We start from the raw sequence: 14,092 nt of genomic DNA, 5'->3' as shown, positions 1-14,092 counted from the left end.
GGGCATGCCGATGATCGTCGAGGACTGGGACCGGCTGACCTTCCGGGTGAACCGAGAGGCGTACCGCTCATCGGAGATCTTCGCCCGCGAACGGGATAATGTCTGGCTGCAGAACTGGCTGTACCTCGGGCACGAGACCGAGATCGCCAAGCCGAACGACTTCATTGTGCGAACGCTCGCCGGACGGCCGTTGATCTTCTGCCGGGACACGGACGGCGAGGTGCGCGCCTGGCTGAACTCGTGCCCGCACCGGGGCACCGTGCTCTGCCGCGAGACGGCGGGTTCCAGCAAGCTTTTCCAGTGCTTTTACCACGCGTGGACGTTCCGCAACAACGGCGACGTCGCCGCGATCCCGGACGACTCGGCGTACGAGGGCAGCGAGGGCCTGCGCGAGAGCATGAAGCTGCGCGCCGTGCCTCGCCTGGAGATTCACGAGGGCTACGTCTTCGTGTCCTTCAACCCGGACGTGCCGCCGCTGCTGGAGCATCTCGGCGACGCGGCCGACTACATGACCATGATCGAGCAGCAGCACGCCGATGGCATGACGACGCTTCCCGGCGTGCAGTTGTACAGCGTGCGGGGCAACTGGAAGCTCGCGGTGGAGAACGCGATGGACGGCTACCACTTCTCGCCCACGCACAACACGTTCGTCGGGTACCTGCGCGAGAACGGGTTCGCGGTCACCGACGACGACCAGTACGCCTACAACCTCGGTAACGGCCACTCGCTGCTCGTCCTGACCGGGCACGGCGGCCGGATCAGCATGATCTGGGAGCCGCGGTTCGGTGAGGACGAGCGCGCGCGCACCGATGCCCACCGCAAGGAGATGGCTGAGCGGCTCGGGGAGAAGCGCGCGCACTACGTGGCGGACGAGAGCCACATCCTGTTCGTCTTCCCCAACCTGCTCCTGTTCGACATCGAGGGACTCTCGATCCGCCAACTCGAGCCGGTCAGCGCCGGTCAGACCGACGTGCGTGCCTGGCAGCTCGTGCCCCGCGTCGAGGACCCGGCCTCCCGCGCCCTGCGGATGAAGACGGTCGTCAGCTTCGTCGGCCCCGGTGGCCTGGCGACGCCCGACGATATCGAGGCGTACGAAGCGGTGCAGCGTGGTATCGAGGCAACCGCCAAGGAACGGCGTAGCGAACTGGACTTCAGCGACATGTCGCGCGGCATGATCGACGAGGTGAAGGGCGTGCAGGGCAGATCGATCGACGAAGGCGCGATGCGCGGGTTCTGGCGGCACTGGGTCAGCGCCGTCGGCATCGACAACGGGCTGCAGGTCGCCGGCAAGCGGCCGGCGAGTTTCCTGGAAGGACGGGACGTGCGATGACAGCCGTAGGCGAATACGGCGTGGTGACCGTGGCCGGGCGCGCGCTGAGCCGGGCCCAGGTGGAGGACTTCCTCTACGAGGAGGCCGACATCCTGGACGCGTGGCGCTACGACGACTGGCTGGCGCTGTTCGCGGAGGGCGCTCGCTACGAGATCCCGACCACCGACTACGGCGGCTGGTCGTTGCACGAGTCCGGCTCGTTCGTCGACGACGACTACGATCTGCTGCGAGCCCGGGTCAAGCGGCTCAAGTCGCGCAAGGCGCACGCGGAGAACCCGCACTCGCGCACGCACCGGCTCGTCTCGAACGTGCGCGCCTTCGCACACGAGGACAAGCTCCGGGTGACCGCGTCGTTCGTGGTGCACCGCGCGCGCGATGGGCAGTTCGACACCTACGTCGGGCGCTACGAGCACCTCCTGCTGCCCACGGACGACGGCCTGCGCTTCTGGCTGCGCCGGTCCATCCTCACGCATGAGGCGCTGCCGCCCGGCGCGCGCCTGAGCTTCATTCTTTAGGGACGCCATGATCAGGCACACGCTTTCTTTCCGGTTCAAGGACGAGGTCCCCGCCGAGGTCCGTGCGTCGGTCCTCGCGACGCTCGCGACGTTTCCCGACCGCTACCCGGCGATGCGGAACTGGTCGATGGGCCAGAACATCAGCTCCCGGGACACGACCTTCACGCACACCATGTCCGTCGAGTTCGCCACCAACGACGACCTGCTCGGCTACCTGCAGAGCGAATCGCACGAGAGCTTCGTGCGCGAGAGGTGGCGACCGGTCATCGCTCAGCAGGCGATCACGGCTTACGAGTACACCGAACGGCCGGAGGCCAGCGCCAGGAGGGTGCAACAGATGACGAAGAGCGAGCGGCCGCGCGGGCCGTACGGCATGGAGTACGCCCGCATCGAGGTGCCCGACATGCAGGCGACCATCGACTTCCTCGAGTACCACGTCGGGCTGCAGCTCGAACAGCGCACCGACGAGTACGCATACCTGCGCGCCGACATCGAGCACCACTCGATCGAGCTGATCAACGCGCCGGAGCGTGAGAACGGCTGGACCGTGGCCGTGGGCTACAGCGTCGAGAACGAGGAGGTGCTCGAGCAGCTGCACAAGCGGGTGCTCGACGCCGGCCACCAGGTGCTGCCGCTGCAGGAACGCCAGCAGGCCCTGTGCGACAACGGCTTCGCCGTCAAGGACCCGGACGGTCTGATCATCGAGCTGTTCACGGAGTTCCAGGAGTACGCCGAGCCACCGCACCTCGAGATCCGCCCGCTCGACCTCGTGCACCCGTTCATCGCGACACCGCGATACGAGGAGAGCCTCGAGTTCTACACCAAGGTCCTGAACTTCCTGCCCTCCGACCAGATCGTCGGGTCCACCACGTTCCTGCGCTGCGAGGACCGCTACCACCACAGCCTCGCCCTGCAGAACAACACCAAGCACTACGTGGCGCACCTGTGCTTCGCCATGAAGAGCCTCGACCACGTCATGCGAATGCGGGCGCGGGCGCTGTACAAGGGCGCGCCGATCGCCTCGGACATCGTCAACCACTCCGCGTCGACGTCGATCGCCTTCTACATGCACGATCTGCGGTTCGGCCCGCGCTTCGAGCTGTGTGACCGGCACCGGGTCTTCACCCCCGAGGAACACGAGACCCACCGGGCCCGCAAGATGCCGGCCGACCCGCGCAACATCGACGTGTGGCGCCCGGCCTCGGACGACTGGGGTCGTTTCTGAGCGCCGCGATCCTCGACGTCCTGCGCGTGCTGGACGCGACGCCTGCTCCGCGCGGTCACGAACTCGCGGCCGCCGCGGCGCTGCGGGACTGGTGCGCCGCGCGGTGGCCGGACATCGCCTGGACGGTGCAGCGGTACTCGCCCGAAGGGGCGAACCTGGTGGCGTCCTGCGGGACGGGCCCGCTGCTGTACTCGCACCTGGACACCTCGCTGAACGGGGCGGAGTCCGACGCCGCGATCACCGGCCTGGTGGACGGCTCCGCTCCGCTGCAGGTGCGCGACGGCCGGGTCGAGGGGTTCGGGCTGGGCGTGGCGCGGGCGCCCGCGGCGGCCGCACTGGCCGGCTTCGTGGCCGCCCGGCGTGGCAGCCTTCTGCTCGCCGGCTCGGGGACGCACCGTCGCGGCGGTGCGTCCGCGGGCGTGCTGGCCTACCTGGCTGACCACCCGCGCCCGCTGGCCGCGATCGTGGCCAAGTGCGGCCCGGGCACGGTGCTGTGGGAGGAGCCCGGCGCGCTCTACCTGCGGGTGCAGGTCACCGGCGGGTACGGCGCAGCGCTGGCTCCCGATTCGGCGGTTCCGTCCGGGGGCATCGCGGCGCATGCGGGCCAGATCCTCGCCGCCGTCAGCGCCTGGCGCGAGCGTTACCTGGCCACTCGCCACCCGGTTGGGCAGATCGGCCCCCAGGCCGGGGTGGGCGCGATCCGCTCCGGATCGGCCGCCAAGCCCGATCTCCTGCCCGCGGAGGTACTGCTCGACCTCTATGTGGTCACCATGCCGGGGGAGGAACCGGTCCGCCTGGCCGCGGAGGTCGAGGCCCACCTGCGCGGCGCGCTGGCCGATACCGCACTCGGGGACTGCGTCGTCGGCGTCACGGCCGAGCCGATACACGCCGCGGCCGGCACGCCGCGAGACGCTCCGATCGTGACCGCTGCCCGGCGGCTGTGGGAGGCCGAGTTCGGCGGTGCGCCACCCCCGATCGCCGGATGGACCGGATCGACCGACGGTGTCGTGCTGCGCGCACACGGCATCGACACGGTGCGGCTCGGGCCGCAGAGCGGCCGCTCGCCCGCCGATCCCCGCCGGGAGACGCTCGCGGTCGATCAGCTGGTCGCATTCAGCCGCATCTACGCGGCCCTGCTGTCCGAGCCCGGCGTATGAACTCGCCGGATGCGGCTGCCCGGCGCCCTCTGGGCGTCGGGCTGGTGGGTGCCGGCCTGGCCGCGCAGTCGATCCACCTGCCGACCCTCGCGGGACTCGCCGACGAACTGCGCGTCGTGCACGTCATGGACGTCCTCGCCGACCAGGCCGACGCGGTCGCCGCGCGAGCCGGGGCGCGTGCCAGCACGACGATCGAGGAACTCCTCGACGATCCGGCCGTTGACGTCGTCGGCGTCTGCAGCCCGCACCAGTTCCATGCCGAGCACGTGATCGCCGCCTGCGCGGCCGGGAAGCGCGCCGTCCTCTGCGAGAAGCCGCTGACGCTCTCCGGTACCGCCGCCGCCGAGATCCAACTGGCGTCCGAGCGCTTCGGCGTGCCCGTCTTCGTCGGCACGATGAACCTCTGGGATCCCGCGGCTTCGGCAGCGCTCGCCGCCTGTGGTGCGCTGCGTACCGAGGCGTCGATGATCAGGTCCACGATCCTCATTCCGCCCAACGAGTCGCTCATCGATCTGGCGACCGACCGCATCGACCGTCCCATGTGGCTCCCGCCGGCCCCGGCCGACATGTCGCCGATCCAAGCGGCGCAGTACCGGCTCGGTCGCACGATCCTCGGCCTGGCGGTGCACGGACTGGCACTGGTACGCCACTTCATGCCGGTCGTGCACGACGTGACGTTCGCCCGCACCATCGAGCCGTGGGGGTACGTGTTGTCGCTCACCGACGGGCACCGTGTCGCCCGGCTGATGGGGATGCTCGGCGGTAGCTGGGATCCGGAATGGACGTTCACGGCGATCGGCCCACGAAGCGAACTGTGCATCGACTTCCCTCCGTCGTACGTGCTCGCCGGATCGGCGACCGCCGCGGTGCGCCAGGGTGCCGAGCAGCGGACCTGGAGATTCGGGCATGGCGGGTTTCACGTCCAATGGCGCCATCTCGCCGACGTGGTGCGGGGCCGCGTCGCGCCGCGCATCCCGGTGGCTGAGGCCGTGCAGGACGTGGTGTACGCGCTGGACGTCGTCGCCGCGGCACAGGAGCGGCTCGTCGACGAGGTGAGCTCCGAGTGAGCGCCGGCGCGGCACACCGGGCACCGCCGGGCCGGCCGTTGGATGTGACGAGCACCGGTGCGGACGCCGAGACGGAGCGCCAGGACGTCGTGCTCGCAAGCGTTCCAGCGTGTTTCCGGCGCGTGGCGCGTGCGGATGCTCCGGTGGTCCTCGTCCCGGCCGCGGCTGACGACTGGCTCGAACAGTGCCGAGCTGCGATCCGCGTGCCGACCACGGTCGCCGTCGTGCTCAGCCGGGCGGGGCTCGCCGAGCCCGCCCACGTGCGCGGGCTGCACCGGGACGCTCGCGACCGCGGCGTCGCGGTCGTGGTCAGCTCACCGTTCGCCACGCGGGCGCTGGCGCGCGTCGCCGACGACATTCGGCGCGACGTGCCGGCCGCCGCGGCGGTCGACATGCTGCTCAGGAGCGATGCCGGCCCCGGTGGGTGCGGCGCCGATCGGCTTCGCATCGCGCTGCTGCACGAACTGGCCGTGGCGCGGTACCTGACCGGGCGGCCGGGCAGCCTCACGGTCTGCCATCGGTCGGCGGGCAGCTACCTGGTGTCCGGGAGCGTCGGACGCACGCCAGTGCTGCTCTCCGGCGTGCTGTCCGACGCGGCGGGGCTACGGCTCGAGGTCGACGTCGTCGGTTCCCGAAGGCGCTGGCAGGTCCGCCGCGACAGTTCGGCACCGGCCGATCCGACCAGGGTCGCGATGCTGGACAACACCGGAAGGCACGTGGCGTCCAGCCATTACGAGGGCGGCGAGCGAGCGAGTTGGCTGCGATTGCACGAGACACTGACCGGCGGCCGGCGCGACGTGCAGGACCTAGACACCCTGGCCGACGACCTGCAGATCGTGGCCGACACGCTCGGAATTTAGCGCAAAGCAGTGCTCTGGGACCGTCACCCGGAGTCCTGCTGCGTCGTTTCGCCGCGATGCCGGCATACATTTGCGAAGCAGCGCAGCCGTGACTTGTCGCGGACGATGATGATCGGCTGCGTACCGATCGTGTCAGCCAGGTAGTCGCCCGGCTCGGTGAGCTGGGCGTTGTCCGCGACCAGCTGCCAGTTCTTGGCGAAGACATGTCGTTGTTCTGCATCGTAGAGCCACGCGTCGATGTACATGTGCGGTGGCAGGAATGTGGTCGGTGATGCGTCCGGAAAGTCTTCCGGTCGTACATCGAATTCGCGGATCGGGTACGAGTGGTTGACTGCGGAATCGGTCACCGCGTGTCCTTCGAAGAAGCGGACGGGCGCAGCTGGCACGATCGTTGAATCATGGGCCCCGTCGCGACCGGTTCGACTCCGGCAAGCGCGCCCGGTCGCTTTGCAAGACGGCGCTGGCCGAACCGGCATCTTGTATTGCAAGACGGAGGACTGTCAAGCGAGACTATGCAAGGTCGCCGATGTGGGTCCACCCGGCTGGGAGGCGGCGAGCGACCGGCTGGACCGACGCGGCGACGCGACACCCCCGTCGTCGATCGTATTGAGATGCGAGACGTTGTCCCGTCCGTTGACATGGGTCCGGGGCTCGGGCTAGTGTTCTCCGACACACCCCCATGATCTGTAACCAGTCCCCGGTGCTGGTGAATTCGTGTGGTGGCGCAGTCCAGTCCTCGCCCCCGACCTCCTCGACCGAGGAGTGCCCGCTGGACTGACTCGCCACGGAGGAAGGCCCATGGAAAGGGAACGGCAGGAGAACAAGCTCTCATCTGTGGCGTTCTCGGCGCTCGGAGTTGCCAGTCTCGTGCTGGTCTGGCAACTGCTCGGGTCGCTTCGCATCGTATCTGAAGCATCTCTGCCGAGCCCGTGGTCCGTGGCCCGGGCGCTCCCGACGGTTCTCGGTGACCACGAGTTCCTCGACGCGGCAGTTGACACGGCAACGAGCTGGGGTGTCTCCGTGCTCATCGGCTCTGCCGTCGCGATCTTCATCGGGCTGGTGGCGAGCAGCATCACGTTCCTGCAGCGGCCGACCGAGGTCGTCGTCAACACGTTCCGCTCTGTGCCGGCGACGGCCCTGATCCCGATCGGCATCCTGCTGTTCGGGTTGGGCATGCAGATGAAGGCGTCGATCGCTCTGTACGCGATCTTCTGGCCGATTCTGATCAACACGATCTACGGCGTCGCCACGACCGAACCCATGCGGCTCGATGCGGCGCGGTCCATGCGTTGGCCGTGGTGGCGGCGCCAGGTGTTCGTCACTCTGCCGAGCGCGGTCCCGTCCATTCTGACCGGCGTCCGGATCGCCGTGGGAATCTCGCTGATCGTGATCATCAGTACCGAGCTTCTGGGTGCCCGCTATGGCGTGGGAACCGTCCTCGTCCAGTACACCCAGGCGTTGCGACCGGATGTCGTGTACGCCGGGGTCCTGCTACTTGGTGTGATCGGAGCGCTGATGTTCTCCTTGCTGGTCAAGCTGGAGCGCCGCTTTGTGCGGTGGGTGCCCGTTGCTTAACCAAACTGGGCCGGAGTCGCATCCGGAAACGATGCCCGCGCGCTTGTCGGCCGGTGCGGCGGTGGTCGAGCCGGCGTCGAGCGCGGCGGCCGAACGGCCGGTGACAACCGGGCGCACCGTGGACCGCTCCGGTCACTTCGGGGCCGGGTTGCGCCGCTTCGGGAAATCGGTCGGCGCCGTGTGGCTCTTGGCCGTAGTCCTGGTCGGGTGGGAAATCTACGGCAGGCTCGGCGGTTCTGTGTTCTTCCCGCCGTTGAGCAAGGTGCTGCAGCACTTCGGCACCATGTGGCTCTCGTCGGACGCGTCCAACCTCTACCTGTCCGACCTGTTCTGGGATCAGGTGACCACCAGCCTTTCCCGGTTTGCGCGCGGCTGGTGTCTCGCCGTCGTGGTCGGCATCGGGGTGGGCGTGCTCCTGGGGCGCAGCCGTGTAGCCGCCAGGATGTACAACCCGGTCGTGCGGTTCTTCACGTCGATCCCGAACACCGTGCTCCTGCCGATCGCCGTCCAGATCTTCGGCGTCACGGACGGCATGAACATCTTCCTGATCTTCCTCGGCAGTGTCTGGGTCATTATGATCAACACGGCTGACGGCGTGGCTGGTGTCGACCCCATGTGGTTGCGCAGCGCGCGCAGCCTACGGCTTGGCAGAGGGACGTTGTACCGACGCGTCGTCATTCCCGCGGCCATGCCTCAGGTCATGGCGGGGCTGCGGGTCAGCCTCGGTATCGGCCTGATTCTGATGGTGATCTCCGAGATCTATGCGACGACCGCCGGCCTCGGGTACCAGATCGTCGTCGCCCAGTCCAGTTTCCAATATCTCAGTATGTGGTCGGCATTCGTGCTCATCGGCTTGATCGGCATCGTCCTCAACGCGGTCTTCAGCGTTGTGGAGCGGCGCGTGCTGCGCTGGCAGCGGCGCGCCGGCCTGGCCGGCCTCTGACGATGACAGTCCCTTGGAGTGGCGCAATGGACCTTCACGTAGAGGGCGTCCGGAAGACGTACGGCCGCGGTAGCGCCGCGCGCGAAGTCCTGACCGAAACGTCGGTCACGGTGCGCTCGCAACAGTTCGTCTCCATCGTCGGCCCGTCTGGATGCGGTAAGTCCACGTTGCTGATGATGATGGCCGGGCTGCTGCGCCCGAGCGGTGGCCAGATACGTCTCGGCGAGCGTGTCGTGGACGGGCCGCCGGTAGGCCTGTCGGTGGTGTTCCAGGACTACAGCCGCTCGCTCTTCCCCTGGATGACGGTGCGGCGCAATCTGGCGATGGCCGCGGCCGCGTACAAACTGCCAAAGGCCGAGCTGCGGCAGCGCGTGGAGCACGCGCTGGTGTCGGTCGGCCTGCCGGGCAGTGCCGACATGTACCCGTGGCAGATGTCGGGGGGCATGCAGCAGCGGGTTGCGATCGCGCGCGCGCTGGTCGTGGAGCCGACGGTCATGCTCATGGACGAGCCGTTCGCCGCGGTCGACGCGCAGACCCGCGCGGACCTCGAGGATCTCGTCCTGCGGGTTCGCCACGAGTACAAGATCACCGTCGCGTTCGTCACGCACGACATCGATGAGGCCGTGTACATGGGCGATCGGATCATCGTGATGGCGGCGGGTCCCGGACGTGTGCTCGCTGAACTGAACGTCGATCTCCCCAGGCCGCGCGACCAGGTCGAGACGAAGCTGGACCCGCAGTTTGCGGAATTGCGCAGTGAGGTATTCCGGTTGGTCATGCGACCAGGCGGAGTGAAATCCACTGTCGGGTGAGTTGGGCATTGCCCACCGCCCTCGACTTGTTGACGAGAACCGCAATGCCTAACGGGAATCACTACACCCATGCCTGAATGACCCCCGGAAAGGATTACCATGAATGCTCGTCCGAGAAGCTCGCAAGCGGGGCGACGGCTGTTTGCCGGCATTGCGTGCGGAGTCGCCGCATTACTGGCGGCGTCCGGTTGCGGCTCATCCAGCGACAGCAAGGACAGCGGGACCGGCGGCGGCAACAGCACCGTTAGGATCACCACGCTGGGACTGTGCAACGAGATTCCGGTCTTCTGGGCGCAGGAGAAGGGGATCTTCGCCAAGAACAACGTCACGGTCGAGCTCGTGAAGTCGACCGGCGGTGCCGCCGCCCTCACGGCGCTGCAGAGTGGTGACATCGACCTTGCCTTCACCAACCCGTTCTCGACCATGATCGCGATCTCGCAGGGCATCGACCTCAAGTGGATCGCCACTGCCTACGAGACCACGAACGACGAGGGCCAGGGCACGAACGCCATCGCCGTCGCGAAGGACTCGGGCATCACCGACGCCAAGAGCCTGAACGGCAAGACCGTCGGCGTGAACGAGATCGGCGGCATCAACCAGATCATCACCGTGCAGTGGATGACGATGAAGGGCGGCGACCCGTCGACCGTCAAGTTCGTCGCGCTGCCGTTCAACGAGCTGGCGTCCGCCGTCGCGAGCGGCAAGGTGGCCGCGGCGCAGGTCCCAGCGCAGAACGTCGACCCGAACCTCGGCCTGCACAGCCTCGGCGATCCGTACGTGGCGGTTGGCAACGGCAAGCCCCTGACGTTCGCCGGCTACGTCGCAGTCTCCAAGAAGTCGACGAGCTACGAGAAGCAGTTCAAGGCGTTCCAGCAGTCGCTGATCGAAGCGGACCAGCAGATCAACCTGCCGGAGAACAGCGACGCGAAGTTCGCCATGGAAGCCAAGAACTGCAAGCAGGACGTCAACGTCCTGAAGAAGCTTCACGAGAACATCTACGAGGCGAGGGTCGACACGGCGTCGCTGCAGCGCATGGGCGTCATTCTCAAGGACCAGTCGCGGGTGAAGGAGCCGGCGAAGCCGGCCGACTTCGTCCCGTCCTACGTGGTCACCAAGTAACGACTCGGCTGAGCTCCCTCGCCGTCGGGCCCGGCTGAGTTGCTCGAGACCGGTGTTGCGGTGACTGTGGCCGGTGTCTGTGACCGGCAAATGTGGCCAGTATCTGTCAGGCGCGCCGCGGCCGGAACCGGCCGCGGCGTCCGCCGAGGTGCCGTGGCACGGGCCAGGCGATTGTGGCGGAGGCGTGCGGTAGGCGATCGCCGGCCTCGATCATGCGTTGTTGCGGCGGCGTTTGAGCATGCCGGCCGCGGGCCGCCACTGACCACAATAGACGCTCATCGATTTCGATGAACGGTTGCGGCTCACGACTTGCCGGACCGGTCCATGATCGTGCACGCCGTCGGCCACCCTGTCAGAGGCTGATCTCGGCGAACGAGCACGCCCGAGGTGGGGTCGCGAAGACCTGCCTTGCGGGCGATCCGAACGCAATTGCGCAGCTCACGCGCCGGTTTCAAGCCCTGTGTGTGCCCTCCTGCCGCGGAACTCGGGCGGCACGGAGGGCTCATTTCGTGTGCCCTTCTCCGGCTCTTGCGTATCACTTGACACGATGCCATCTCGCATTGAAAGATGGCTCACGTGCAGGTGGTGTCTACTGTGTTCGGCGTCGGGTGTGTCGAGAACGACGAGATCGCCATTCTTGACACGCCGTTTCCACATGCGGGTGCGGTCATCGAAGCAACGGGATCGTTGGATGTACTGACCCGATGCTCGGTGCGTGAGCGCGTGGCGCTGCAGGGTGCGACGCTGCTCGCCCCCCTCGGCTCGCCCCGGGCGGTGTGGGGCGTGGGGCTCAACTACCAGTCAAAGGCCGCGCATACCGGCCGAGGACTGCCGAGTGAGCCGATCTTGTATCTGGGTGCGCCGTCGGCCGTGCTGGCACCGGACGCCGAAGTGGCCGTCCCGAGCGGGCGGACGGTCGAGATGGACTACGAGGGAGAGGTGGCGATCATCATCGGCCGTCGTCTCTACCGCGCCGATCCCGAGCAGGTGTGGCCGAGCATTGCCGGTATCACCGCCGCGAACGACATGACAGCGCGCGATGTCATGCGTGCCACGGCCACACCCACGCTGGCCAAGAGCTTCCCGGGCTTCAATCCGCTCGGTGCCTCGGTGTGCACAGTGGACGAGTTCGCCGACCGCGACTGCATCCCGGTCCGTACCTGGCTCAACGACGAGCTGCGTCAGGACGACACCAGCGCCGGCATGATCTTCAGCGTGCCCGACCTGCTGGCGCGCATCTCCTGGTTCGCCGCGCTCGAGCCGGGCGATGTGGTCCTGACCGGTACGCCCGCCGGCACTGGTCAGGACCGCGGCAGCTACCTCACTCCCGGCGACCGGATCCGGATCGAAGTCGGCCCCGTCCTGCCGCTCGTCACGACCGTTGCGGCGCCATCGCGCGATCACCCGAGTGCGGGCTGATCGCCAAGCCACACGCACTGATTCATTACCTGTCAGCCACAGCAACGTGCAAACTCTGTGAGGCCCCCAGTGTCAAATCCGATTCAGTCTACGTTCGATCTCGTCCTTGCCGGTGGCACCGTTTTAGATCCCGCCTCCGGTACCAACACGCGCTGCGACGTCGCAATCAGCGGCACCCAGATCGCAGCGATCGGTCCGGACCTGGCGACGAGGGGTGTACAGGTTCTGGACTGCACAGGTTCGACCGTGGTTCCGGGTCTGGTCGAGGGCCACAGCCACATCTTCCAGCACGTGTCGAAGGTCGGTGCGCCGGCTGAGGAAGCCCACCTGCGTCGCGGCGTCGTCGCGGTGGCCGACGCGGGCACCGCGGGGGCGTCGACGTTCGCCGCGTTCCGCAAACTGGTCGTCGAGCGCAATGACCTGCGCATCGTGAACTTCCTCAATGTGTCGGTGCTCGGCCTGATCGACTTCCGCTTCGGCGAGCTGATGAACCCGGACACGCTGGTGGCCGAGGATGCCCTGGCGACCGCGGCGGAGAACCCGGATGTGGTGCGCGGCTTCAAGATCCGCCTCTCCGAGGATGTCGTCGGGCCCAACTGGGAGGCGTTGCTCAAGAAGTCGATCGAGCTTGCCGAGCAGGCACGTCTGCCGCTGATGGTGCACATCGGTGAAACCGAGGCGCCGCTGCCTGTGGTCCTGGAGTACCTGCGTCCCGGCGACGTCGTCGCGCACTGCTACACCGGCAAGCCGCACGGCATCCTCGAGGGCGACGCCGTCCTGCCCGAGGTGATCGCGGCACGCGAGCGCGGCGTGCTGTTCGACTCGGCGCACGGCAAGAGCAACCTCAGCTTCGAGGTGGCCAGGCGCGCGATCAGCGCCGGCTTCCTGCCCGACATCCTCAGCTCGGACACCAGCGCCCGGAATTGGCGCGGCCCGGTCTTCGACCTGCTCACCAGCGTCTCCAAGCTGGTCGCGCTCGGCGCACCGTTCGAGGAGTGCATCCGACGCGCGACGGTCACGCCCGCGGCCCTGCTCGGCCTGGACGCTGAGGGTTACGGCCGGCTCGAAGTCGGTGGTCGGGCGGACGTCACGGTGCTGACCGAGACGAGTGAGGTCGAACTGCCCGATGCGGCCGGCAACTCCATCGTCGCGCCGCGCTTTGAGCCGACCATCGTCATCCGCAACGGCGCCAGGGTGCAGACCGTCCCGTGGCGGGGCGGCGCTGCAGCATGAGTTCGGTCCACGGGCGCAGGCGCGCCTTGAGGGCCGAACTGGCGGCCGGTCACCGCCTGGTCGGCACGTTCGTGAAGCTGGCCAACGCCGATGTCATCGAAATGGCGGCGGCCGCAGGCTTCGGCTTCGTCGTCGTCGACCTCGAACACTCGACGCTCGCCGAGGCGGACGCCATCGGCCTGGTCCGGCACGCGGACGTCTGTGGCATACCGGCGCTGGTCCGCGTCCCTGCCGTCGAGCCGCCGCTGATCGCGCGGCTCCTGGAGAACGGGGCGGTTGGCATCCAGCTGTCGATGCTGCGTACCGTCGAGCAGGCACGTCGCCTGGTGGCCGCGACACGCTTTGCCCCGTCCGGTGAGCGATCGGTCAGCCTCGCCAACCGGATGGCCGGTTTCGGCGCTACTTCGCTGCGGGCGTTCCTGCAGGCGGAGGCCGAGGCCCCGCCAATGCTGGTCGGTCAGATCGAAACCTCGATCGTCGAGCCGTGGCCAGACGTGCTCCACGGCATGGACGTGGCGTTCATCGGCACTACCGACCTTTCGGTGAACCTGGGGTTGCCGTCCAACGGCGAGCTGTCAGCGCAGGTGGAGCGGGTGGCATCGGGCGCGGGGGCGGCAGGGGTGGCGTTCGGCGGTTGGTCCGCGAGCGTGGACGCGGCCTCCGCACTGGGACTGGCGGGGGCCGGGTACTTGATCGTCGGGTCGGACCTGCAGATCCTCGCGGCGGGCCTGCGGGCCGCCATTTCGCCGGGGCACGGCAACTGACGACGGTCAGGGCTGCCTGGCCGCCGTTTGTCGCAGCAGCGGGCAGCACCGGCCGACCACGTCGCGTAGCACC

The 14,092-nt window shown here is 68.0% G+C and carries 14 protein-coding genes; 13 read left to right on the top strand and 1 reads right to left on the bottom strand.

The window, feature by feature from the left end:
• Window positions 1-4: 4 nt before the first annotated feature.
• From ABD352_RS57215 to ABD352_RS57190, 6 genes are all read left to right on the top strand, one after another.
• Complete coding sequence (locus ABD352_RS57215; protein ID WP_344621114.1) at window positions 5-1,330, top strand: aromatic ring-hydroxylating oxygenase subunit alpha; 1,326 nt, start codon at window positions 5-7, stop codon at window positions 1,328-1,330.
• Window positions 1,327-1,845, top strand: coding sequence for an aromatic-ring-hydroxylating dioxygenase subunit beta (locus ABD352_RS57210; RefSeq protein ID WP_344621113.1), 519 nt, complete (start codon window positions 1,327-1,329; stop codon window positions 1,843-1,845). The genes ABD352_RS57215 and ABD352_RS57210 overlap by 4 nt, the downstream gene beginning before the upstream one ends.
• A 7-nt stretch (window positions 1,846-1,852) precedes the next feature.
• Window positions 1,853-3,070 (top strand): VOC family protein, encoded by a 1,218-nt coding sequence (locus tag ABD352_RS57205; protein WP_344621112.1) that lies wholly within the window; start codon window positions 1,853-1,855, stop codon window positions 3,068-3,070.
• Window positions 3,034-4,227, top strand: a complete 1,194-nt coding sequence (locus tag ABD352_RS57200; protein WP_344621111.1) for a hypothetical protein — start codon at window positions 3,034-3,036, stop codon at window positions 4,225-4,227. Before ABD352_RS57205 ends, ABD352_RS57200 begins: the two co-directional genes overlap by 37 nt.
• Complete coding sequence (locus ABD352_RS57195) at window positions 4,224-5,294, top strand: Gfo/Idh/MocA family protein (protein ID WP_344621110.1); 1,071 nt, start codon at window positions 4,224-4,226, stop codon at window positions 5,292-5,294. Before ABD352_RS57200 ends, ABD352_RS57195 begins: the two co-directional genes overlap by 4 nt.
• Window positions 5,295-5,437: 143 nt before the next feature.
• Complete coding sequence (locus ABD352_RS57190; RefSeq protein ID WP_344621109.1) at window positions 5,438-6,154, top strand: hypothetical protein; 717 nt, start codon at window positions 5,438-5,440, stop codon at window positions 6,152-6,154.
• Between the two features lie 23 nt (window positions 6,155-6,177).
• Here ABD352_RS57190 and ABD352_RS57185 read toward each other — a convergent pair whose 3' ends face one another.
• Window positions 6,178-6,501, bottom strand: a complete 324-nt coding sequence (locus ABD352_RS57185; RefSeq protein WP_344621108.1) for a Rieske 2Fe-2S domain-containing protein — start codon at window positions 6,499-6,501, stop codon at window positions 6,178-6,180.
• A 451-nt stretch (window positions 6,502-6,952) separates the two neighbouring features.
• Between ABD352_RS57185 and ABD352_RS57180 the strand changes: the two genes are divergently transcribed.
• The 7 genes from ABD352_RS57180 (at window position 6,953) to ABD352_RS57150 (ending at window position 14,019) form a co-directional block, all read left to right on the top strand.
• Window positions 6,953-7,729, top strand: coding sequence for an ABC transporter permease (locus tag ABD352_RS57180; RefSeq protein WP_344621107.1), 777 nt, complete (start codon window positions 6,953-6,955; stop codon window positions 7,727-7,729).
• Window positions 7,730-7,760: 31 nt separating this feature from the next.
• Window positions 7,761-8,672 (top strand): ABC transporter permease, encoded by a 912-nt coding sequence (locus ABD352_RS57175; RefSeq protein WP_344621106.1) that lies wholly within the window; start codon window positions 7,761-7,763, stop codon window positions 8,670-8,672.
• Between the two features lie 26 nt (window positions 8,673-8,698).
• Window positions 8,699-9,484: an ABC transporter ATP-binding protein gene (locus ABD352_RS57170; RefSeq protein WP_344621105.1), complete on the top strand. Its 786-nt coding sequence runs from the start codon at window positions 8,699-8,701 to the stop codon at window positions 9,482-9,484.
• Window positions 9,485-9,583: 99 nt separating this feature from the next.
• The gene (locus tag ABD352_RS57165; RefSeq protein ID WP_344621104.1) at window positions 9,584-10,603 is read left to right on the top strand and encodes an ABC transporter substrate-binding protein; all 1,020 of its coding nucleotides are present in this window, start codon (window positions 9,584-9,586) and stop codon (window positions 10,601-10,603) included.
• A gap of 576 nt (window positions 10,604-11,179) precedes the next feature.
• Window positions 11,180-12,022, top strand: a complete 843-nt coding sequence (locus tag ABD352_RS57160) for a fumarylacetoacetate hydrolase family protein (RefSeq protein WP_344621103.1) — start codon at window positions 11,180-11,182, stop codon at window positions 12,020-12,022.
• A gap of 69 nt (window positions 12,023-12,091) precedes the next feature.
• Window positions 12,092-13,255 carry an amidohydrolase family protein gene (locus ABD352_RS57155; protein WP_344621102.1) on the top strand — a complete coding sequence of 388 codons (1,164 nt, stop codon included), beginning with the start codon at window positions 12,092-12,094 and terminating at the stop codon, window positions 13,253-13,255.
• 26 nt (window positions 13,256-13,281) lie between these two features.
• On the top strand, window positions 13,282-14,019 hold the full coding sequence (locus ABD352_RS57150) for an aldolase/citrate lyase family protein (RefSeq protein WP_344621101.1): 738 nt from the start codon (window positions 13,282-13,284) through the stop codon (window positions 14,017-14,019).
• Window positions 14,020-14,092: the final 73 nt, after the last annotated feature.

The organism is Dactylosporangium salmoneum (genome assembly GCF_039532525.1).
Classification (GTDB): Bacteria; Actinomycetota; Actinomycetes; order Mycobacteriales; family Micromonosporaceae; genus Dactylosporangium; species Dactylosporangium salmoneum.
The sequence above is the reverse complement of the archived record's forward strand: the minus strand, read 5'-3'. Positions and strand labels throughout refer to the sequence as shown.

Bases quoted from the DNA above. Each gene is read 5' to 3' on its own strand.
- ABD352_RS57210 (WP_344621113.1), top strand. From the start codon at position 1,327: ATGACAGCCGTAGGCGAATACGGCGTGGTGACCGTGGCCGGGCGCGCG.
- ABD352_RS57180 (WP_344621107.1), top strand. From the start codon at position 6,953: ATGGAAAGGGAACGGCAGGAGAACAAGCTCTCATCTGTGGCGTTCTCG.
- ABD352_RS57170 (WP_344621105.1), top strand. From the start codon at position 8,699: ATGGACCTTCACGTAGAGGGCGTCCGGAAGACGTACGGCCGCGGTAGC.
- ABD352_RS57195 (WP_344621110.1), top strand. From the start codon at position 4,224: ATGAACTCGCCGGATGCGGCTGCCCGGCGCCCTCTGGGCGTCGGGCTG.
- ABD352_RS57205 (WP_344621112.1), top strand. From the start codon at position 1,853: ATGATCAGGCACACGCTTTCTTTCCGGTTCAAGGACGAGGTCCCCGCC.
- ABD352_RS57165 (WP_344621104.1), top strand. From the start codon at position 9,584: ATGAATGCTCGTCCGAGAAGCTCGCAAGCGGGGCGACGGCTGTTTGCC.
- ABD352_RS57175 (WP_344621106.1), top strand. From the start codon at position 7,761: ATGCCCGCGCGCTTGTCGGCCGGTGCGGCGGTGGTCGAGCCGGCGTCG.
- ABD352_RS57215 (WP_344621114.1), top strand. From the start codon at position 5: ATGCCGATGATCGTCGAGGACTGGGACCGGCTGACCTTCCGGGTGAAC.